Here is a 21,842-nt window from a genome sequence, read left to right as displayed (position 1 = left end):
AAGCACTAAGCACTAAGCACTAAGCACTAAGCACTAAGCACTAAGCACTAAGCACTAAGCACCGAGAAAGCAAGAAGCAAGAGCAACAAAGCAAAGCAAACCCATACGACATCGTTCAGGCCGGCACCGATCTAGCTCCCTCTCCCCTCGGGGAGAGGGTTGGGGTGAGGGGGGCGGGCTTCAATCCAACGGATTATTTCAGCCAGAACGCCATCGAGATTCTGCAGCACATCAAGGTTGCTGAACCGCAATACGTCCAGGCCTTTGCGCTGCAGGAAGTCGGTACGCACTCGGTCCCTCTCTCGTCCGGCTTCCTCATAATGCTGGCCGCCGTCGAGTTCGACGACCAGCATCAAATCGGCGCAATAGAAATCCAGCACATAGGGCGGGCATGGATGCTGTCGACGAAACTTGAAACCGACCAACTGGCGATTACGTAGCTGTCGCCAGAGCAAGCGTTCGCAGTCGGTAAGTTGGGTGCGCAACTGCTTGGCGAACTGGCGTTGCTCGGGGGAAGGGCGTTGGTGCGTCATTCACGATCCTTGTGAATGGAAGTGGTTGTTACCGCTTACACGTGCGTAGGGCTGGCTGAGTGATCGGCTCGGCGTAGCGAAATCGCTTCGCGGCGAGCCGACAAGCCCAGGTCAATGATGCTCGCGCGTCGCCCTGAACTTCACATCAGGCCAGCGCTCTTCCATCAACGCCAGGTTGACCCGTGTCGGTGCCAGGTAGGTCAGGTGACCACCGCCGTCGATGGCGAGGTTCTCGTAGGCCTTGTTCTTGAAGTCTTCGAGCTTCTTTTTGTCGTCGCACTCGATCCAGCGAGCCGACCAGACGTTGATCGCCTCGTAGGCGCACTCGACCTTGTACTCCTCCTTCAACCGGCTGGCGACGACGTCGAACTGCAGCACGCCGACCGCACCGAGGACGATGTCGTTGTTACGCTCGGGGAAGAACACCTGAGTGGCGCCTTCTTCGGCCAGTTCCTGCAGCCCCTGGCGCAGCTGCTTGGATTTGAGTGGGTCCTTCAGGCGCACGCGGCGGAACAGCTCCGGGGCGAAGTGCGGGATGCCGGTGAAGCCGAGGTTTTCGCCTTCGGTAAAGGTGTCGCCAATCTGGATGGTGCCGTGGTTGTGCAGGCCGATGATGTCGCCGGCCCAGGCTTCTTCGAGTTGCTCACGCTCGCTGGAGAAGAAGGTCAGGGCATCGGCGATGCGCACGTCCTTGCCGATGCGCGCGTGGCGCAGCTTCATGCCTTTTTCGTACTTGCCTGAGCAGATGCGCATGAAGGCGATGCGGTCGCGGTGCTTGGGGTCCATGTTCGCCTGGATCTTGAACACGAAGCCCGAGAACTTTTCTTCCACCGGCTCCACAACGCGTTCGTTGGCGGCGCGTGGTAGCGGACGCGGCGCCCAGTCAACGATGGAATCGAGCACGTGGTCGACACCGAAATTACCCAGCGCAGTGCCGAAGAACACCGGTGTCAGTTGGCCGTTGATGAATTCGTCCTGATCGAATTCATGACAGGCACCCTGAACCAATTCGAGCTGTTCGACGAAGCGGTCGTACTCATCGCCGATGTGCTTGCGGGCTTCGTCGGAGTCGAGTTTTTCGATGATCTTGACGTCGGTGCGCTCGTGCCCGTGGCCCGGGGTGTAGACGATGATGTAGTCGTCGGCCAGGTGATACACACCTTTGAAGTCACGGTAGCAACCGATCGGCCAGGTGATGGGAGCGGCCTTGATCTTGAGCACCGCTTCGATCTCGTCGAGCAGTTCGATGGGGTCGCGGATGTCGCGGTCGAGCTTGTTGATGAAGCTGACGATGGGCGTGTCGCGTAGGCGGCAAACATCCATCAGGGCGATGGTGCGCGGCTCGACGCCCTTACCGCCGTCGAGAACCATCAATGCCGAGTCCACCGCGGTGAGGGTGCGGTAGGTGTCTTCGGAGAAGTCTTCATGGCCGGGGGTGTCGAGCAGGTTGATCATGTGCTCGCGGTAGGGGAACTGCATCACCGAGGTGGTGATGGAGATGCCGCGTTGCTTTTCCATTTCCATCCAGTCGGACGTCGCGTGACGGTCGGATTTGCGCGACTTCACGGTACCGGCGACGGCAATGGCCTTGCCCATCAGCAGGAGCTTCTCGGTGATGGTGGTCTTGCCCGCGTCGGGGTGGGAAATGATGGCGAAGGTGCGGCGCTTCGCGACTTCGGCGGCCTGAGAGGTCATGGCGGTCCCGGTATGAAAACGTGTCGGAAAAAGCCGGCGATTATAAAGCAAAGCAGCAGGGCTGGCTTGGCGTATCCGCTGGCCTACCGGCCTATACCGGGCATGCCTGTTGACTAGGCATTCGACGATCGCCTGCACGTTCCGCACGTGTATCTGTTTGATCGGGCCTGGCGGCCTTGGCTGAGCCGAGAGCGACTGACCCGACGAGGATGCGCGGTAAGCCTTCGTCGACCAGTTAGGTCTGGCGATCACGCGCTTAGCGCATTGTTCACTGGCTGAACAAGTGGATAAAAACGCCGCCCCAGGAGGGCTACCTTGCGTCTCGCCTGAGGAACATCCCAGCGTCATGTCGGTCGGTTTGAATAGAGTAGGTTCGCTGACGCGGTAAAAAATGGAGCGAGTGCGGATTTTTCATTGATCTCGAACAGCTGTGGTTCTAAAGTTCGCGCCCGAACGTCCATGCTGGCAACGATCCATCCGGCTCAAGTACTGACGACGAGAGATTACGATCCACCAGGTCAGCGGCAACCCAGCATGAACGAGTGCAGCGGTTGTCATTTGGCTTGGTCGTGATACTCGGCGACATGCCTTGGGAAGTAGGCGAACCAAAGTGGGGAAACTGATCAGGCGTTCTTGCTCATCCCTAATCCGACTTTACGTTTCCCGATTTGGAGCCATGCATGTCGATCAAGATCGAAGACTACTATTCCCAATCCACCTTCCAGAAAATGAAATCCTTCGCTGACCAGCACGAAACCCCGTTCGTGGTCATCGATACCGAAACCATCGACAAGGCGTACGACGATCTGCGCGCCGGTTTCGAATTCGCCAAGGTCTACTACGCGGTCAAGGCCAACCCGGCCGTCGAAATCATCGACCTGCTGCGCGATAAAGGATCGAACTTTGACATTGCCTCGATCTACGAGCTGGACAAGGTCATGTCCCGCGGCGTCGGCCCGGAGCGCATCAGCTACGGCAACACCATCAAGAAAGCCAAAGACATTCGCTACTTCTACGACAAGGGCGTGCGCATGTTCGCCACCGACTCGGAAGCCGACCTGCGCAACATCGCCAAGGCCGCACCGGGCTCGAAAGTCTACGTACGGATTCTCACCGAAGGCTCGACCACGGCCGACTGGCCGCTGTCGCGCAAGTTCGGTTGCCAGACCGACATGGCGATGGACCTGCTGATCCTTGCTCGTCAGCTGAAGCTCGAGCCTTACGGCATCTCCTTCCACGTTGGTTCGCAGCAGCGCGACATTTCCGTGTGGGACGCCGCGATCGCTAAGGTCAAGGTGATCTTCGAGCGCTTGAAAGAAGAAGACGGCATCGAGCTGAAGATGATCAACATGGGCGGCGGCTTCCCGGCCAACTACATCACCCGCACCAACAGCCTGGAAACCTACGCCGAGGAAATCATTCGCTTCCTGAAGGAAGACTTCGGTGACGACCTGCCGGAAATCATCCTCGAGCCGGGCCGTTCGCTGATTGCCAACGCCGGCATTCTGGTCAGCGAAGTGGTGCTGGTGGCGCGTAAGTCGCGTACCGCCGTCGAGCGTTGGGTCTACACGGACGTCGGCATGTTTTCCGGTTTGATCGAAACCATGGGCGAAGCCATCAAATTTCCAATCTGGACCGAGAAAAAGGGCGAGATGGAAGAAGTGGTAATCGCCGGCCCGACCTGCGACAGCGCCGACATCATGTACGAGAACTACAAGTACGGCCTGCCGCTGAACCTGGCCATCGGTGACCGCATGTACTGGCTCTCTACCGGCGCCTACACCACCAGCTACAGCGCGGTGGAATTCAACGGCTTTCCGCCATTGAAGGCGTATTACATCTAAGCGTTACCGCTATGCAAAACGCCGCGAACTTCCCGTTTCGAAGCTCGCGGCGTTTTTGTTTCTGTAATGATTGAATCGGGCGGGAAACCCGCTAGGTGATTGGTTCATCTGCCACGGGCTGCGTCGCAGCAATCCGAGCGGCGATCTGGGCATCGCTCTGGTCGCCTATTTCGGCGCACCGTGCCGTATACGCTGCGGTGATGTCGGCAATCGGCGCAATCTTCGCAGCGAGCAGTTCGTCCCGCGCCTTGCGCAGAAATTTTAGATGGCCGAGCGACAGCGCCTCGCTCAACCAATAGCGCGCCTCGTCCCAGCGCTGCTGACTGATCAGCACGGCGGCGTAACTGAATTGCCCACGGAAATCTCCCGCCTCGGCTGAGCGTCGGTACCAGTCCCAGGCCGCCGCCTGGTCAGCCGGCACCACCAAGCCTTCTTCCAGATAGCGCCCAAGCAGATTCATCGACTTGGCGTGGCCCAGCTCCGCGGCCTGTCGATAGAGCTCGAACGCATGCGCCTGGTTCTGCGCAACGCCACGGCCGGTGGCGACGAGATTGGCAAGGTTGTAGAGACTCCAGTCGAAGCTTTGCTCAGCCGCTGTTCCGTAATAGCGGGCCGCCTGGGGCAGATCGGCCGCACAGCCCCAGCCATGCTCGTGACAGCGCCCGGCCATATTGCAGGCCATGGCATGGCCGCTTTGCGCTGCAATGGTGAACCACCGCAGCGCCAGTACCTGATCCTGTTCGATGCCACGACCGTCCAGCAGGATCTGCCCGAGCAACGCCTGGGCCTCCAGCTCGCCCTGGCTGGCGCAGTGGATGATCCAACGCGCGGCGCGGCGCGGATGCTGTTCGAGATCGAGGCCGAACTGATCGAGGCTCAACGCTTCATCGCGATGCAGGCGATGCGCGGCCATCAGACCTCGACCCAGCGCCGCAGGAGGTTGTGGTAGGTGCCGGTGAGCTGCACCAGCGAAGGGTGGTCCGGCACGTCCTGATTGAGCTGCTGAATCGCCTGATCCATCTCGTACAGCAAGGTGCGCTGAGCATCTTCGCGCACCAGGCTTTGAATCCAGAAGAACGAGGCGAGTCGCGCACCACGGGTTACCGCTTCGACCTTGTGCAGGCTGGTGCTGGGGTAGAGCACCAAATCGCCAGCGGCCAGCTTGACCCGCTGAGTGCCATAGGTGTCCTGGATCAGCAGCTCGCCGCCGTCGTATTCCTCCGGTTCGCTGAAGAACAGAGTGGCTGAAAGATCCGTGCGCACCCGCTCGGCGCTGCCGGTGACCTGTCGCACGGCGTTATCGATGTGATAACCGAATTTGCCGCCGGCCGTGTAGCAATTGAACAGCGGCGGAAAGACCTTGCTTGGCAGCGCAGCGGACATGAACTGGGGATGTTCCCAGAGCCGCTGCAGCATGGCTTCGCTGATCTCTCGGGCCAGAGGATCATCTTCGGCCAGTTGCAGGTTGTGCTTGGTCTTGGCCGACTGATAACCGGCCGTGACCTTGCCATCGAGCCACTGTGCTTGTTCTAGGGCCGTGCGGATCCTGAGCGTTTCGTCTGCGGAAAAAAGCTGGGAGATGCATAGCAGCATGACTGCACCGGAAGGTGATTGCGAATAATGATAGTTGTTCGCATTTAAAGGTTTCGGAATGCCGCGAAATGTATCAGAATGCCGGCCGCTAATAATAGCAATTATCGATAGCGTTCAACTTTGAAGGATATAGTTTCCGATGTCGCGTCCGTCTTTAGAGCTCTCTCCAAATCCCCGTTTGCTGGCCTCGGCCATCGGTGTGACCCTTACTGCGCTGTCCGCACCGACAGTGGCTCAGGACGCCGAAAAGGCATCCGCTGATAATCAGGAGCCCGTCGCCCTGGATTCGGTGACTGTCGTTGGCAATCAAGAGCAGAGCTACAGGGCGGACGGCTCCGCATCGAAAAAGTACACCGCGCCACTGCGTGAAACACCCAAGTCGATCACCGTGATTACCGACCAGGTGATCCGGGATACGGGCGCGCTGTCGCTGGTCGACGCCCTGCGCACCACTTCGGGCATTACCTTCGGCGCGGGAGAGGGTGGCAACCCGGCCGGCGATCGACCAATCATTCGCGGCTTCAACGCCGAGAGCGACACTTTTGTCGACGGGCTGCGAGACATTGGTTCGCAGACCCGTGAAGTCTTCAATCTTGAGCAGATCGAGGTGAGTAAGGGTCCAGGTTCGGCCTATACCGGTGCCGGATCGACCGGTGGCAGCCTCAACCTGATCAGCAAGACGGCCAAACGCGAGAATTTCGGTGACGCCAGCTTCACTTACGGCTCTGACCAGACCCGTCGCTACACGCTCGATGTGAACCGGGTGATCAGCGATAACATTGCCGCTCGCTTGAACCTTATGAAACACGAAGCCAATGTCGCCGGTCGCGACGGCGTCGAAGTCAATCGCTGGGGCGTCGCGCCAACGATCACCTTTGGCTTCGACACGCCGACTCGCGCCACGCTGTCCTACTATCATCTAGAAACCGACGACATGCCGGATTATGGCATTCCGCTGACGGTAGCTACGCCCACCGATCCGAGCCGGCGACCGGTCAGTGTCGACCGCGATAATTTTTATGGTCTGCAAAGCCGCGACTTCCGCGAAAGCAAGACGGATGCAGGAACCATCCGGCTTGAACATGACCTCAATGACAACCTGACTGTTTCCAACACCACACGGATTGCCCGAACGACACTGGATACCATCGTCACCAACCCGGACGACTCGCGTGGCAATGTTCCCAACGGTCTAGTCTCGCGCTCTTCCAAGAATCGCAACTCGCATTCGCAGAGCTGGATCAATCAGACCGATCTGACTGCACGGTTCGATACCGGCACCATCGAGCACACGTTAGTTACGGGTGTGGAAATAAGCGATGTCGGCGTGCACAACCGTCCGTACATCGTGACCCAGGGGGTAGCCGGGAATACCTGCTCACCTGCCGCTCTGGCGTCCGGCGATTGCACCAGTCTGTACAATCCGAGCCCCAAGGACGCCTGGACGGGCAGCATCGCGCGCAGCCCGGCATCGACCGATACCGACACCGAAACGCTGGCAGCCTATGTCTTCGATACGCTGAAATTCAACGATCAGTGGTCGCTGAACATGGGGCTGCGTTATGACGACTACGAGACAGAGCAAAAAGCGGTATCGGCCGGCGGGGTCATTACTCGGCCGGAAAACAAAAGCCATTTCTGGAACTATCAGTTGGGCCTGGTTTTCAATCCGCTGCCTAACGGCAGCGTCTATGCTGCCTGGTCGACCTCCAGCAACCCGTCCGGTGAGACCGGTGGCGAAGGTGCCGATGCGCTCAGCGAGGGTAATCAAATCCTCGATCCAGAGCGTAACCGCAACTACGAAATCGGAACCAAGTGGGATTTCCTCGACGAACGCCTCGGCTTGACCGCCGCGCTGTTTCGCACCGAGAAGTCCAACGCGCGCGTGACCAATGCCGACGGCTTTCAAGAAAGCATCGGTGAAACCCAAGTGGATGGTCTTGAGCTGAGCGCCACCGGACAGATCACCCGCGATTGGCAGGTATTCGCCAGTTATACCTACCTGGACGCCGAGCTGATCAAGTCTGGTGCCGCTAATGTTGGTACACGCGCTGCACCGGTTTACGTCGAAGGGCTGTATGACGGCAACGAGGTTCCCAGTACGCCGGAGAACAGCTTTAGTCTCTGGAACACCTACAACCTAACGCAAGACCTGACAATCGGTGGCGGAGCTATCTATGTTGACTCCCGCTTCGGCGATGCAGCCAATAACATCGAGGTACCGAGCTACTGGCGCTACGACGCGATGGCCGCATACCGCGTCAGCAAGAATCTGGATCTGCAGCTGAACGTGCAGAACCTGACCGACAAGCGTTACTTCGACCAGGTTTACGGCAGCCATATGGCGCATGTCGCTGCTGGTCGTACTGCGCTGCTGAGTACCAACTTCCACTTCTAAGCGAAGCAGCGAGTGCTGCGCCATCGCGTATAGCTGAGGTGGCCGCAAAACGAAAATGCCCGTATCGAGAGATATGGGCATTTTTTTGCTTCTTTTCAGTATGCGCTGGTACCTGTCGGGCCTGTTTCGCTGTCGCGGGTGGTAACGCCTGGAACGGCTGACGGGGCCAAGCGCCTGCTGCCGTTCTTCTGCGTCAGTACAGGTCCCGTTTGTATCGCCCTTGCTCGGTCAGCTGCTGCAGCTGCCGGTCGCCCAATACGCCAGCGAGTATCTGTTGCACCTCGCGCCCCATCCCTTCGAGGCTGCCGCATATATAAAGCGCGGCGCCTTCATCGACCCAGCGGCGTAGTTCGTCGGCCGCATCGCGCAGAAGATGCTGCACGTAAACCTTTTCCGGCTGATCGCGGGAAAAAGCGAGGTCCAGCCGCTGCAGATGGCCCGATTGCAGCCAGGCTTGCAGCTCGTCACGAAAGAATTGATCGTGCGCCGCGCTGCGCTCGCCAAACAGCAGCCAGTTCTTGGCGCCCAGCGTGCCGGCGCGTTCGCGTAAGTGCGCGCGTAGCCCTGCGAGGCCGGTGCCGTTGCCGATCAGGATCATCGGCGTGTCGGCGGGCGACCCGTGGAAATTCGGATTGCTGCGTACCCGCAAGTCAATCTCGTTGCCGATCGCCGCATGACGGCAAAGCCAGCCGGAGCCTAATCCCAGGCGGCCATCGGCCTGTCGCGCTTCGCGAACCAGCAGTTGCAGCTGGCCATCAGCCTGAACCGAGGCGATGGAGTATTCGCGATGCGGCAACAGCGGCAGCGTCAGCAGCCCGTCGACATCGAGGTCGAGCAATGCCTTTTCGTCGGGCAGGCGTCGCATGGAAAGTGCATCGGCGAGTGTGTGCTGGCCGATGGGTGCCTGTGGATCATGGCCCAGACGCCGCAGCAACGCGTCCATCTCAGCCAGCGAATGCCGCGGGCCGACTTCGGCGATGTCGCCGGCGCGCCAGTTTTGCGTGCCGTCGATGGCAATCAAACCCAGATGGAAAACCGGCGCACCCAGGCTGTCAGGGTTCAGGCATTCGCGCAGATTAAGGCGCCAACGCTGGTACGGCGCGGGCTGCCAGTCGGTGAAATCGCTACGGCCGCTGATATGGCCGAGCTGCTGCTGCCAATGGCGCAACACGCTGGCGTCGTTACGGTCCACCTCCAGTCGATCGAATAGCGGCAAGGCGCCAAGCTCGCGCAACCGAGTATCGAGGCGCCGGCCAAAGCCGCAGAAACGGTTGTATTGCCTGTCGCCCAGCGCAAGCACTGCGTATTCCAGGTGCGGCAGGCCCCATGTCTGATTGAGCAGCCTGCGTTCGAAGCGTGCGGCGTTATCCGGCGCTTCGCCTTCACCGTAGGTACTGGCAATGAACAGAGCGCGGCGGTGATTGCGCATGGTCTCGGGGACGAGGCTGCTCAAAGGCAGCACGCTGGTTGCAACACCAGCGACGCGCAATTGCTCGGCGCTGCGCTCGGCAAGTTCTCTGGCCTGGCCGCCTTGGCTGGCATAGGCGATCAGCAGAGCATTCGTTGCCGCTGGTGCGCTCGCCGGTATGGCTTGGCGGTAGCGCCGCCACAGATGCAGACAAATCCCCAGATAGGCCGTCACGACCAGCGCGGCCGAAAGCTCCCGGGCTGGTTGCCACCAGAACAGCAGCACCGCGAGCAACAGGCACGCCAGCAAAGGCGCATGGCGCACGAGCCTTGATGAGTGCAGCAAGATGAGCCCTCTCCTGAGGTTGGCTTGTTTCGATTTTGGCGGGGGTGCGAGCATGCTTGGGAATTGAAGCGTGCGAGTCCGGCGAATACGCGGCTCCGGTATCAACAGCTGGCGGGCTGCATCTGCACGGCACGATCCTCTCTACGGCGCTGCCCCCCATACATAGGGCAGCGCACAGTGCGCGGAGCTTATGGCGCCTGCACTTCCAAGGTGGCGCTATAGCTTGCGCGACGTTCGGTGGCAGGCTTCGAGACGCCTTTGTCGCTGACCATCTCGGCTTCCAGCCAGTACATGCCGGCTTCCGGCCAGGTGATACTCACTTTGCCCTGTTGGTCGGTGGTTGCTTGGATCTCGCCCAAATGGTCGCGATAGCGATTGCCGCCGGGAATCACGCTGATCTTCACGCCCGCAGCCGGTTCGCCATCGAGCAGGAAGGCGAACTCCGCCGCTTCTCCGGCGTAGAGGTCGTTGGGATGAGTAACGGGCGCCAGTTCCAATCCTTTGCCGGTGGGAGTGAGCACTTCCTCAGAGGGATTGCCGGAGGTCACGAACACTTCCATGCGGCTGCTGTTCTGGCTGACCGTGAGTTCTTCGCCCTTGGCCGGGACTTCCTTGGCGAATGCCTCGGGGGTGCCCATCCAGCGGCGCATCTGACCGTTCTCTTTCCAGCGCGCAAACAGACCTTCGTTGGCCACCGCCAGCTTATAGGTTCCTTTTTGCGTCAGATGCACATCGAAGGTGCTGCGGTAGCGGCCTATGCTGCCGTTCTCAGTCTGGATCTGCGAGCCGTCCGGTGCGATCACTTGCAATTGCGATGCGGGCCGTGCGCGCATGCCGGTCGGACCGCCAGCTGGCGCCTGGTCGAGGTTGCCGATGCCCTGCAAACGCAGCGGGACGTGTTCGAAATAGAACAGGTCATTGGATACCGCGGCATCGACCGTGATCCACGGGTCTTCACCGGACAGTACGGTCGCCGATGGCAGCATCCAGGCGCGGTGAGCTTGGGCGGAAAGTGGCAGGCACACGGCCAGGGCCAAAGCGGTCCATTTGATCATGGGTTTCATGACGGGGCTTCCTAAGGTCAGGGATTCAGAGTGAGAGATATGCTGCCCAATTCGCTTTTGCCCTGGGCTTGATGGCTTTGTTTTTCCTGTGGCGGCCAGTTGAAGGGCACTCGCAGCAATTCGCGACCGCCGACTTCCCGGGCCGCTTCCACGACCAGGCGATACTCGCCAGCAGGCAGGTCTTTGAGTGGGGCCTTGCTGTCGTCGAACGTAAGCTCATGGCTGCCAACCGCACGGGTCGCAGCGCTGACGCCGTCGACCGGAAGGTCCAGGCTGCGACCGCTGCGGCGCCACCACTGGCGCAAGTCCTTGAGCCATTTTTCACCTTCGTCATCCTTCAGTTTCAGGTCGTACCACACGGCCAGATCGGCGACGTGGCTCTGGTCCGGACGCTCCAGCCAAAGTGCGACATAGGGGCGGTGGTACTCGGCAACCTGCAACCGCGGGATTTCCACGGAAACGTGAAGGTCAGCGGCCATCAGTGGTGCGCTGATCAGGGTGAGGGGTAACAGCAGGCGTTTACGCATCGCAGATCCTTAATGAATGAAAAGCAGGGCCAACAGCACGGGAACAACCAGACCCAGGCCGACCAACGGCCAGGTAACGGGTCGCCCAGCGGCGTGGCGCTGCAATAGCAACAGGCCGGTGAGGCTGAAAACCACGCAGGCTGCGGCAAAGATATCGATGAACCAGCTCCAGGCAGTGCCGGTATTACGGCCTTTGTGCAGGTCGTTGAGATAGGAAACCCAGCCGCGATCAGTGGATTCGTACAGCAGTTCGCCGCTTTCCAGTTCGAGGCTCAGCCATGCATCGCCACCGGGGCGGGGCAGGGCGACATACAACTCGCCATCGGTCCATTCGACGTCGCGATCGGCCAATTCGATGCTCAGCTCGTTCTCCAGCCAGGCTCGCAATTGAGTAGGCAAACCAGCCTCCGGCGACTCTGCCAACAACATGGTCCGCAACGCATCGGGAAGATGAGCCTGATGCTCGGAAACAAGGGGGCTGGCCTCGATCTGTCCGGCGTGGTTGAGCGTGATGCCGGTAATCGCGAACAGGAGCATGCCGACCAGGCACAGCGCAGAGCTGATCCAGTGCCATTGGCGGAGGGTGCCGAGCCAGAGTCGCATGGTGATCCTTGTGCGGAGCTAAGGGCGGCAAAGATTTTAGGGTGTGCTCGAGCTAAACGCTAATAATTTACAGACGGTATGCATTCGCATCGAGGGTCTGCGCGTTTTTCGGTACGAGCCAGATTGAACGAAACGGGGAGACATCCCGGTTTCGTTCGTTGATTTGGACGCTCAGGTTGGCAGTCGTTGAGCATAGTAAGACGCCTGCGGGTGGGCTCGATGCAGCGTGGCTCGCCGCGAGTCGGTTGTATCGAGCCTTTGCCATCTTGGCCGGGCGTGCGATTCCCCGCGGTGCTGGGTTTACAGCGTCACGGCATCTGAACTTCGATGACACCGTCGGCATTGATGCTGACTTGGCGGGTCCCGGCCTCGACTTCCGGCGTCGGCATGGCATCCATGCTTTTCATCGCGAAGTTGCGCATCACCGGCTGATAGCCACCGCCGCTGTTCAGGTTGAGGTTGACGATCCGGTAGTCGGTGCCGCCAAGCGCTTCGGTGGCCAGTTGCGCGCGGGCGCGGAATGCGGCAACGGCATCTTTCAGCAGGGCGTCTTCGTTCTGCTTCCGGATCGCATCGGAGACGCTGAAGTGCATGCTGCCCATCTTCAGGTCCTGCATCAGTTCACCGGTCAGTTTGGACAGGGTGGCGAAGTCGCCACTCTCCAGGCGCAGCTCGGCGCGCTCACGCCAAGCGGTGATCTGCTGGCTTTTTTCTTCGTAGACCGGATAGCTGCTGCGGCTGCCCTGGCTGACGACGACGCCTTTCGCCTGGCGGGCGCGTTGCAAGGCCTTGTTCATGGCTTCAGTGGTTTGCGCGGCCAACTGCGCCGGGTCCTCGTGCTGGGCTTCGCTGTAAAGCGTGACGTGCATGCGGTCGTGGGCGACTTCGCTGCCGGCCTCGGCACGCAGGGAAATCTGGTTGTAGTGCTGCTCATCGGCAACAGCGGGAAAGCAGGCAACGCAGGCCAGCAGCGCGACGCTGCGGGGAACTGTAACGAACATAAGAGCTCCTGAATTCGGTTGCACCAGCGGTGCGGCGCAAAGACTTTAGCCCTTTGAGGGTCGTTACGCAGTTTTTCTCTGCGTCGCGTTGACGCAGACGGGCTGCCTCCCGAATCGCTTGGTTATACTCGCGATTCGTTTGGAGAGCCCATGCACGCATCCGTTCACCTGCTGTCTGCCAGCCGCCAGAATCTCCGTCTGCTCACCCTGATCCGCGTCCTCGTGCTCGCTGCTCAGGCGGGCGCGGTGGGGCTCGCCTATGCCGCGCAGTTGTTCGTCCTGCCATGGGCGCATTTGGGTATCACGCTGGCGGTCTCGGCGCTTATTTGCCTGGGCACGGCTTTACGGCTGCGTGGGCCCTGGCCGGTGACCGAACTCGAATACGCGGTTCACCTGGCTGCCGATCTGCTGATTCACAGCGCGCTGCTGTACTACTCGGGCGGCTCGACCAATCCGTTCGTTTCCTACTATCTGGTACCGCTGACGATCGCTGCGGCGACATTGCCGTGGCTGTACTCGGTCGTTCTGTCCGGCATGGCGCTTGTTGGGTACACGCTGATGCTGGTGTGGTATGACCCGGTCATCGCCCCGCCGGTCGATCGCACCACCTTACTGGTTTATGGAATGTGGCTGAGTTTCGCCCTGGCAGCGGCATTGATCACTTTCTTTGTCGCGCGCATGGCCGAGCAATTGCGGCGTCAGGAGCAGCTTCAGGCCCAGCGCCGCGAAGAAAGCATGCGTGACCAGCAGCTTCTGGCTGTCGCGACGCAGGCGGCCGGTGCCGCACATGAGTTGGGTACGCCGCTGGCGACCATGAGCGTGTTGCTCAAGGAGTTGCGCCAGGAACACCGCGATCCGCAATTGAGCGAAGACCTCGAGTTGTTGCAATCGCAAGTCCAGCTTTGCAAGGAAAGCCTGCGGCAGCTGGTGCGCGCCGCCGAGGCGGACCGCCGCCAGGCCATCGTCGAACAGACCGTACGCGAGTGGGCCGAAGCGGTGCTGCAGCGCTGGCACCTGATGCATCCCGAGGCCACCTATCGCTTCCAATGCCTGGGCAAGGGCACGCCGCCGCGTCTGATGCCACCGGCAGATCTTAGTCAGTCGCTGCTTAACTTGCTGAACAACGCCACCGATGCCAGCCCGGATAATCTGGATATTCGCCTGGACTGGGACGCACAATGGATCAAGTTGACCATTCGTGATCACGGTGTCGGTGTGCCGCTGGCTATTGCCGAACAGATTGGTAGACCCTTCATCACCACAAAGGGCAAGGGCTTCGGCCTCGGCCTGTTCCTGAGCCAGGCCAGCGTGACGCGCGCTGGCGGCACGGTGAAACTTTACAATCACGAAGAGGGTGGCACTCTGACCGAGTTGCGCCTGCCGCATGGCTCGGTACGGGCCTGAACCGACGTGACAATGACGCGAGGAATGCAGACATGACCGAAGAGTTGCAGCACGAAGGCGACGACCAGCCCCATCTGCTGCTGGTGGATGACGATCCGACATTTACCCGTGTCATGGCTCGGGCCATGAGCCGTCGTGGTTTGCACGTCAGTATCGCTGGATCGGCCGAGGAAGGCCTGGAAATGGCGAAGCAGGACCTGCCCGACTACGCGGTATTGGACCTGAAGATGGAAGGCGATTCAGGCTTGGTGCTGCTGCCCAAACTGCTCGAACTGGACCCCGAGATGAAGGTGCTGATCCTCACCGGTTATTCGAGCATCGCCACCGCGGTCGAGGCGATCAAGCGCGGCGCCTGCAACTATCTGTGCAAACCCGCCGACGCTGACGACGTTCTCGCCGCACTGCTCTCCAAACATGCCGATCTGGATACGCTGGTGCCAGAAAATCCGATGTCGGTGGATCGTTTGCAGTGGGAACATATCCAGCGCGTGCTCGCCGAGCATGACGGCAACATCTCCGCCACGGCACGCGCGCTGGGCATGCATCGTCGGACCTTGCAGCGCAAACTGCAGAAGCGCCCGGTAAGGCGTTAAGCCAGCAAGCCGATAAAAGCGCTAAATGCTGGAGGCGGGACGAAGGGCAGTACATCGTCAAGCCTCAAGCCTCAAGCCTCAAGCCTGTAAGCGATTACCACAGGCGGCCTCTCCGCCACCGAGTCCATCCATGCTTTCCGTTGCCATTCAGACTCTGGGTATTACCGCGCCGGTCTTCGTCATGCTGTTCATCGGCGTTGCGCTCAAGCGGCTAGGCTGGATCGATGTCGCGTTCATCCATACCGCGTCGGCTCTGGTGTTCAAAGCGACCATGCCGACCCTGTTATTCATTTCGATCATCAAGGCCGATTTGAATGCGGCTTTGCAGCCTGCTTTGCTGATCTATTACGTCGTCGCTACCGTGGTGACTTTCCTGCTCGCGTGGGCTTGGGCGCTGTGGCGCTGCCCATTGGCGGATCGCGGCGTCTATGTGCAGGGCGCGTTTCGCGGCAATAACGGCATCGTCGGTCTGGCGCTCGCGACCAGTCTCTACGGGGACTATGGCCTGTCGCTGGGCGGGGTGCTGGCAGGGGTGGTGATACTGGTTTACAACAGCCTGTCTGCACTCATCCTGGCGATCTATAGCCCGGGCGGGCAGGCCAGTGCCGGTGCAATTCTGCTCAGCATCCTGCGTAATCCGCTGATCATCGGCGTCACCGCAGCGGTTCCCTTCGCCTATTGGCAAATCCCGTTGCCGGATTGGCTGATGACCTCCGGCCAGTATTTCGCGCAGATGACTCTGCCGCTGGCGCTGATCTGCATCGGCGGCACGCTGTCGCTTTCGGTATTGCGTGAAAGCAGCAGTATGGCAATGAGTTCGAGCCTGATGAAGATGGTTTGGCTGCCGGCGTTGGCGACAGTGGGCGCTTGGCTGCTCGGCTTCCGCGGTGCGGAACTGGGCATCCTGTTCCTGTATTTCGGCTCCCCGACTGCATCGGCCAGCTTCGTCATGGCGCGGGCGGTCAATTCCAATTATCAGTTGGCCGCGATCATCATTGTGATTACCACATTGGGAGCGGCGCTGACGATCAACGTTGGGCTATTCCTGTTGCGTTGGCTCGGCTGGATCTGAGCCGAGCCAACATAATTCGGTCTACGCCCGCTGCTGCTTCCAAGCTCGACCGGCAATCACCAGCACCGTCACTGCCGTCAGAGGCAAGACATAGCCAATCATCGCGTCGCCAAAGGTTTCGGCAAACGGGCGTCCGGTGCTGGCCATCACCAAATAGACCGTATAGGCGATGTAGTAGGCCATGAACAACAGACCTTCCCAGCGGTTGATGGCATAGCCGGTGAAAAAGATCGGCAGGCAGGCCAGTGCAACCGCGATCATTACGGGGAAGTCGAAGGCCAGCGCGTTGGCTGCGACGCCGATTGCCTCTGGCGATACCAGTGAGGCCAGCCCCAGCACGCAGAGCAGGTTGAAGATATTGCTGCCAACGATATTGCCCACGGCGATGTCGCGTTCACCACGGATGGCGGCAAGTATCGAGGTGGCCAGTTCGGGGAGAGAGGTGCCGATGGCAATCACGGTCAAGCCGATCACCAGTTCCGACAGACCCAGCGCACGGGCCAGTGATACAGCACCTTCCACTAGAAAGTTCGAGCCGGTCACCAGCAACACCAGACCGACAATCACCAGGCCCGCGTTGATCAGGCTTGCGTAGGGCTTTGGTTTGTCATCGGGGCCGAACTCCTTGGCGAACTCATCATCAGCGGCTGCGGCTGCATTGGCCCGGCGGCTGCTGACGATCAGAAACAGGGTATAGCCGACGACGGCTGCAAATAGCAGGGCGCCATCGAGGCGGCTGAGCGCACCGTCCCAGGCCAGTGCATAGGTGACCAGGCTGGCGCCGATCATGATCGGCACATCGAGGCGGATCAACTGGCGAGAAACGATCAGCGGCGCCACAAGCGCCGTCATGCCGAGAATCAGCAAGACGTTGGCGATGTTGCTGCCGAGCACGTTGCCGATGGCGATGTCGCCGCTGCCGTTCAGCGATGCCTGCACGCTCACCGCGGTCTCCGGCGCGCTGGTGCCGAAGGCAACCACGGTAAGGCCGATGATCAACGGCGGGATGCCGAATTGCGCCGCCAGTTTGGCTGCGCCGCGCACCAGCACCTCGGCGCCTGCGACAAGAAGCACCAGGCCGGCTATCAGATAGACGAACGTCATCAGGGTCACGAAGGAAGCTCCAGAGGGGAATCAAAATGGATCAGCGCTGGTGTTTCCAGGCGCGCAGAAAGATCACGAAAAGCGTAATGGCCGTCAAGGGCAATACGTACCAAGTCATTGCATGGCGTAACAGGTTGATGGCCGGCAGGCCGGTGGAAAACATCACCAGATAGAGCGTGTAGGCGAGGTAGTAGCCCAAGAACATCGTACCTTCCCAGCGTTTGATCCTGTATCCGGAGAAGAAGATCGGCAGGCAGGCACCAAACACGGCGAGCATGACCGGTAGGTCGAAGGCCAGCGCGTTGGGTGAAATCGACAGGCCGTCGGCCGAAACTAAAGCTCCGGCACCGAGCACCAGCAGCAGGTTGAAGATGCAACTGCCGACCACGTTGCCGACGGCGATATCGCGCTCCCCGCGATAAACCGCCAGCAGCGAGGTCGCCAGCTCGGGCATGGAGGTGCCGACCGCGATAACGGTGAGGCCGATCACCAGTTCCGACAGCCCCAGTGCGCGTGCCAGGGCCACGGCGCCTTCAATCAGCAGGTTCGAGCCAGCCACCAGCAGGCCCAGCCCGAGCAATATCATCAACAGCTGAATGAGCCAGCCAAGTGGTTTCGGCTGGTCTTCCGGGCCGTATTCGACGTTGAATTCGTCGACCGGTGTGCGTCTTTTCTCGCGCTTGCTGGCGATGATCAAAAACACCGTATAGAGCAACAGCGAGGCTATCAGGATGCCGCCGTCCAGGCGGCTGACGCGGCCGTTCCAGGCGAGGACATAGGTCAGCACGCCGGCGCCGATCATGACCGGCACGTCGAGGCGCACCAGTTGGCGAGACACCAGCAGCGGCGCGATCAATGCCGAAAGCCCGAGAATCAGGAGAATATTGGCGATGTTACTGCCGATTACGTTACCCACGGCAATGTCGCCGCTGCCGCTCAGCGAGGCTTGGATACTGACGGCCGCTTCCGGTGCGCTGGTGCCAAAAGCGACAACGGTCAGGCCAATGATCAATGGTGATATTCCAAAGCGCGCAGCCAGTTTCGCGGCGCCACGAACCAGGGCTTCGGCGCCTGCCATCAGCAGGACCAGGCCGGCGATCAGGTAGGCGAACGTCATCAAACTCATTGCGACTCCATTGATATTCGGCGCTCCCGGTCAGTCTATTGTTTCGATCTTGGCGTTGACCACGCCGTCTTCGATCAGGTCAATCCTGCCTGCAGCGACCCGTGACAGATCGATGATCCGCCCCGGCTTGAACGGGCCGCGATCGACGATGCGTACCGTTACCTGTTTGCCGTTGTCCAGATTGGTCACCTTCACGCGCGTGCCGAAAGGCAAGGTCTTGTGGGCGGCGACCAGTTCGTTCTGATCAAATGTTTCGCCGCTCGCGGTCTGCTCGCCATGAAAACTGCGGGCGTAGTAGGAGGCCTTGCCCTGCTGGGTGAAGGTGCTTTTGGCTTTCGAAGCTTCATCCTGCTTTTCAGTGCAGCCGCCAGCCAGGACGAGCAGGAAAGGTATGACGAGCAGTCTGGTTCGCATGAGCCAATCCCCCTGGCTGAATGCAGGCGCGAGCACCAGGCGCGCGCCGGGCAGCGGATTGCTATACGGTCTTGCAAGTTATTGAGCACTATCCGGCGCAGCCGTTCAACGAATCGATCGGCGCCGAAGCATTGGCTGCACATGTTTATGAGCGAGGGTTCATAAGCATTGGAGACGAGGCGGGTCCTATCAGGCCCGCCTCGTCGGGTCAGCCTTCTAGCTTGCTCTTCAGCAACTGGTTGACCTGGGCAGGGTTGGCCTTGCCCTTGGAGGCTTTCATCGCCTGGCCGACGAAGAAGCCGAACATCTTGCCGCGCTTGGCTTCGTCGCTCGCGCGGTATTGCTCGACCTGTTCGGCGTTGGCTGCCAGCACCTCGTTCAGCATCGCCTCGATGGCTCCCGAGTCGGTGACCTGTTTGAGGCCCTTCTTCTCGATGATCTCATCTGCCGAGCCTTCGCCGGCCGCCATGGCCTCGAACACCATCTTGGCGATTTTGCCGCTGATGGTGTCGTCCTTGATGCGCTGGATCATGCCACCTAGATGCTCGGCAGAAACCGGCGACTGCTCGATGTCCAAGCCTTCCTTGTTGAGCAGGCTGGACAGCTCGCCCATCACCCAGTTGGCGGATAGCTTGGCATCGCCGCAAGTGCGCTGGACCTGCTCGAAGTAGTCGGCCATCTCGCGGCTGGCGGCCAGTACGTCGGCGTCATAGGCGGACAGGCCGAATTCGCGCTGGAAGCGTTCGCGCTTCTCGACCGGCAGCTCCGGCAGGCTGGTGCGGATCTCGTCGAGAAAGTGCTGCTCGATCACCACCGGTAGCAGGTCGGGGCAGGGGAAGTAACGGTAGTCGTTGGCTTCTTCCTTGCTGCGCATAGAGCGCGTCTCGTCCTTGTTCGGATCGTACAGGCGAGTTTCTTGCACCACCTTGCCGCCGTCCTCGATCAGTTCGATCTGTCGCTGCACCTCGTGATTGATCGCCTTCTCGATGAAGCGAAATGAGTTGACGTTCTTGATTTCGGCGCGGGTGCCGAACTCGGTCTGGCCCTTCGGGCGCACCGAGACGTTGCAGTCGCAGCGCAGCGAGCCTTCGGCCATGTTGCCGTCGCAGATGCCCAGATAGCGCACCAGCGCGTGGATCGCCTTGACGTAGGCCACGGCTTCCTTGGCGCTGCGGATGTCCGGCTCGGAGACGATCTCCAGCAGCGGCGTGCCGGCACGGTTGAGGTCGATCCCGCTCATGCCGTGGAAGTCTTCGTGGAGGCTCTTGCCTGCGTCTTCTTCCAGGTGCGCGCGGGTGATGCCGATGCGCTTCTGGCTGCCATCCTCCAAGGTAATGTCGAGGAAGCCCTTGCCGACGATGGGATGGTCCATCTGGCTGGTCTGATAGCCCTTGGGCAGGTCCGGGTAGAAGTAGTTCTTGCGCGCAAAGACATTCTTCTCGGCAATCTCTGCATCAATCGCCAAGCCGAACTTGCAGGCCATGCGCACCGCCTCGGCATTGAGTACTGGCAGCGTGCCAGGCATGCCCAGGTCAACCAGGCTGGCCTGGGTGTTTGGGTCGGCGCCGAAGGTGGTAGCGCTGGCGGAGAAAATCTTCGATTGGGTCGCGAGCTGTGCGTGAATCTCCAGCCCGATTACGGTTTCCCATTGCATCATCAGTCTCCTCAGAATCCGGCCGGTGCTTGTTTGTGCCACTCGGTGACCTGCTGGTACTGGTGGGCAACGTTGAGCAGGCGACCTTCCTGGAAGTATGGCGCGAGCAACTGAACGCCCACCGGTAGGCCGTCGATAAAGCCCGCCGGCATCGAGATCCCGGGGATTCCTGCGAGGTTGGCGGTGATGGTGTAGATGTCTTCCAGGTAGGCCGAGACTGGGTCGGCATTCTTTTCGCCGAGCTTCCACGCCAGGTTCGGCGTGGTCGGGCCGAGGATTACATCGACCTCCTCGAAGGCACTGACGAAGTCGTTCTTGATCAGCCGACGGATTTTCTGGGCCTTCAGGTAATAGGCGTCGTAATACCCGGCGGACAACGCATAGGTGCCGACCATAATGCGGCGCTTGACCTCGTCACCGAAGCCCTCGGCACGCGAGCGTTTGTAGAGGTCGGTGAGATCTACCGGATCTTCGCAGCGATAGCCGAAGCGTACGCCGTCGAAACGCGACAGGTTGGAAGAGGCCTCGGCCGGCGCGATCACGTAATAGGAAGGAATCGCGTGCTGCATGTTCGGCAGGCTGATGTCCTTGACCGTGGCGCCGAGCTTTTTCAGCTCTTCGACTACGGTCATTACTGCAGCCCCGATCTTCGGGTCCAAGCCGTCGCCGAAGTACTCCTTCGGCAGGCCGATGCGCAGGCCGTTAAGCGGCTTGCTCAGCGCCGCTAAATAATCGTCCAGCGGCTGGTCGACACTGGTGGAATCTTTGGGATCGAAGCCGGCCATGGCGCTGAGCATCAGCGCGCAATCCTCGGCGGTGCGCGCCAATGGGCCGCCCTGATCGAGGCTGGACGCGTAGGCGATCATGCCCCAGCGCGAGACGCGCCCGTAGGTCGGCTTCAGGCCGGTGAGGTTGGTCAATGCAGCAGGCTGACGGATGGAACCGCCGGTATCGCTGCCGGTTGCGGCTGGCAGCAGGCGCGCGGCAACCGCTGCGGCCGAGCCACCGGACGAACCACCCGGCACGCGGGTCGGATCCCAAGGGTTTTTTACCGCACCATAAAAACTCGACTCATTGGCCGAGCCCATGGCGAATTCGTCCATGTTCAGCTTGCCCAGCGATACCGCGCCAGCAGCGGCGAGCCGCTCGACCACCGTGGCGTCGTAGGGCGACGTAAAGCTGTCGAGAATTTTAGAGCCGCAGCTGGTGCGCACGCCCTGGGTGCAGAACAGATCCTTGTGACCGATCGGTGTGCCCAGCAGGGCACCGCTTTCGCCGCTGGCGCGACGCACATCGGCGGCCTTGGCCTGGGCAATGGCCTGCTCTTCGGTGACGGTGATGAAGCTGTTCAACTGCGGGTCGAGCTGCTGAATGCGATCAAGCAGCGAGCGCGTCAGTTCTTCGGCCGAGAAGCGCTTTTCGCTCAGGGCGCGCGCAATCTCGGCGAGGGTCAGTTGATGCATG

19 protein-coding genes are annotated in these 21,842 nt (G+C 60.4%); 5 read left to right on the top strand and 14 right to left on the bottom strand.

All coding sequences use genetic code 11. The features are described from left to right. Positions 1-131: 131 nt before the first annotated feature. A complete protein-coding gene (locus tag AC2LD7_RS04150) occupies positions 132-533 on the bottom strand; it encodes an endonuclease domain-containing protein (RefSeq protein ID WP_484596588.1) in 402 nt (133 codons plus the stop codon). A gap of 111 nt (positions 534-644) precedes the next feature. Then, positions 645-2,228, bottom strand: coding sequence for a peptide chain release factor 3 (locus AC2LD7_RS04145; RefSeq protein WP_484596587.1), 1,584 nt, complete (start codon positions 2,226-2,228; stop codon positions 645-647). A gap of 680 nt (positions 2,229-2,908) precedes the next feature. Here AC2LD7_RS04145 and AC2LD7_RS04140 point away from each other — a divergent pair. After that, positions 2,909-4,072: a type III PLP-dependent enzyme gene (locus AC2LD7_RS04140; protein ID WP_484596586.1), complete on the top strand. Its 1,164-nt coding sequence runs from the start codon at positions 2,909-2,911 to the stop codon at positions 4,070-4,072. A 91-nt stretch (positions 4,073-4,163) separates the two neighbouring features. Here AC2LD7_RS04140 and AC2LD7_RS04135 read toward each other — a convergent pair whose 3' ends face one another. Together AC2LD7_RS04135 and AC2LD7_RS04130 are read right to left on the bottom strand one after the other, a co-directional pair. Further along, the gene (locus tag AC2LD7_RS04135; protein ID WP_484596585.1) at positions 4,164-4,985 is read right to left on the bottom strand and encodes a tetratricopeptide repeat protein; all 822 of its coding nucleotides are present in this window, start codon (positions 4,983-4,985) and stop codon (positions 4,164-4,166) included. Beyond that, positions 4,985-5,665: a Fe2+-dependent dioxygenase gene (locus tag AC2LD7_RS04130; protein ID WP_484596584.1), complete on the bottom strand. Its 681-nt coding sequence runs from the start codon at positions 5,663-5,665 to the stop codon at positions 4,985-4,987. The genes AC2LD7_RS04135 and AC2LD7_RS04130 overlap by 1 nt, the downstream gene beginning before the upstream one ends. A gap of 139 nt (positions 5,666-5,804) precedes the next feature. On the opposite strand from AC2LD7_RS04130, the gene AC2LD7_RS04125 reads away from it, so the two are divergent. Further along, on the top strand, positions 5,805-8,063 hold the full coding sequence (locus AC2LD7_RS04125; protein ID WP_484596583.1) for a TonB-dependent receptor: 2,259 nt from the start codon (positions 5,805-5,807) through the stop codon (positions 8,061-8,063). Positions 8,064-8,256: 193 nt separating this feature from the next. On the opposite strand, the gene AC2LD7_RS04120 is transcribed toward AC2LD7_RS04125, so the two are convergent. The 5 genes from AC2LD7_RS04120 to AC2LD7_RS04100 form a co-directional block, all read right to left on the bottom strand. Then, positions 8,257-9,813: a sulfite reductase subunit alpha gene (locus tag AC2LD7_RS04120; RefSeq protein ID WP_484596660.1), complete on the bottom strand. Its 1,557-nt coding sequence runs from the start codon at positions 9,811-9,813 to the stop codon at positions 8,257-8,259. 191 nt (positions 9,814-10,004) lie between these two features. Further along, positions 10,005-10,880, bottom strand: a complete 876-nt coding sequence (locus AC2LD7_RS04115; protein ID WP_484596582.1) for a DUF4198 domain-containing protein — start codon at positions 10,878-10,880, stop codon at positions 10,005-10,007. Between the two features lie 17 nt (positions 10,881-10,897). Continuing rightward, the gene (locus tag AC2LD7_RS04110) at positions 10,898-11,407 is read right to left on the bottom strand and encodes a DUF2271 domain-containing protein (protein ID WP_484596581.1); all 510 of its coding nucleotides are present in this window, start codon (positions 11,405-11,407) and stop codon (positions 10,898-10,900) included. Positions 11,408-11,416: 9 nt separating this feature from the next. After that, positions 11,417-12,010 (bottom strand): PepSY-associated TM helix domain-containing protein, encoded by a 594-nt coding sequence (locus AC2LD7_RS04105; RefSeq protein WP_484596580.1) that lies wholly within the window; start codon positions 12,008-12,010, stop codon positions 11,417-11,419. 308 nt (positions 12,011-12,318) lie between these two features. Further along, a complete protein-coding gene (locus AC2LD7_RS04100; protein WP_484596579.1) occupies positions 12,319-13,011 on the bottom strand; it encodes an SIMPL domain-containing protein in 693 nt (230 codons plus the stop codon). 150 nt (positions 13,012-13,161) lie between these two features. On the opposite strand from AC2LD7_RS04100, the gene AC2LD7_RS04095 reads away from it, so the two are divergent. The 3 genes from AC2LD7_RS04095 to AC2LD7_RS04085 all read left to right on the top strand — a co-directional run bounded on the left by AC2LD7_RS04095 (position 13,162) and on the right by AC2LD7_RS04085 (position 16,080). Then, positions 13,162-14,415 carry an ATP-binding protein gene (locus tag AC2LD7_RS04095; protein ID WP_484596578.1) on the top strand — a complete coding sequence of 418 codons (1,254 nt, stop codon included), beginning with the start codon at positions 13,162-13,164 and terminating at the stop codon, positions 14,413-14,415. A 32-nt stretch (positions 14,416-14,447) separates the two neighbouring features. Beyond that, entirely contained in the window at positions 14,448-15,008 is a 561-nt protein-coding gene (locus tag AC2LD7_RS04090) for a response regulator transcription factor (protein ID WP_484596577.1), read from the top strand. 130 nt (positions 15,009-15,138) lie between these two features. Beyond that, the gene (locus tag AC2LD7_RS04085; protein ID WP_484596576.1) at positions 15,139-16,080 is read left to right on the top strand and encodes an AEC family transporter; all 942 of its coding nucleotides are present in this window, start codon (positions 15,139-15,141) and stop codon (positions 16,078-16,080) included. A 21-nt stretch (positions 16,081-16,101) separates the two neighbouring features. On the opposite strand, the gene AC2LD7_RS04080 is transcribed toward AC2LD7_RS04085, so the two are convergent. The 5 genes from AC2LD7_RS04080 to gatA form a co-directional block, all read right to left on the bottom strand. Beyond that, a complete protein-coding gene (locus AC2LD7_RS04080; protein ID WP_484596575.1) occupies positions 16,102-17,193 on the bottom strand; it encodes a calcium/sodium antiporter in 1,092 nt (363 codons plus the stop codon). Between the two features lie 31 nt (positions 17,194-17,224). Further along, a complete protein-coding gene (locus tag AC2LD7_RS04075) occupies positions 17,225-18,310 on the bottom strand; it encodes a calcium/sodium antiporter (protein WP_484596574.1) in 1,086 nt (361 codons plus the stop codon). Positions 18,311-18,340: 30 nt separating this feature from the next. Next, positions 18,341-18,724: a septal ring lytic transglycosylase RlpA family protein gene (locus AC2LD7_RS04070; protein ID WP_484596659.1), complete on the bottom strand. Its 384-nt coding sequence runs from the start codon at positions 18,722-18,724 to the stop codon at positions 18,341-18,343. Positions 18,725-18,932: 208 nt separating this feature from the next. Beyond that, positions 18,933-20,378 (bottom strand): Asp-tRNA(Asn)/Glu-tRNA(Gln) amidotransferase subunit GatB, encoded by a 1,446-nt coding sequence (gatB, locus tag AC2LD7_RS04065; protein WP_484596573.1) that lies wholly within the window; start codon positions 20,376-20,378, stop codon positions 18,933-18,935. A gap of 11 nt (positions 20,379-20,389) precedes the next feature. Next, the gene (gene gatA / locus AC2LD7_RS04060) at positions 20,390-21,841 is read right to left on the bottom strand and encodes an Asp-tRNA(Asn)/Glu-tRNA(Gln) amidotransferase subunit GatA (RefSeq protein ID WP_484596572.1); all 1,452 of its coding nucleotides are present in this window, start codon (positions 21,839-21,841) and stop codon (positions 20,390-20,392) included. Position 21,842: the final 1 nt, after the last annotated feature.

This window comes from Stutzerimonas sp. (genome assembly GCF_982611455.1).
Note: the sequence above shows the minus strand (reverse complement) of the source record. Positions and strands in the feature narration are given on the sequence as shown.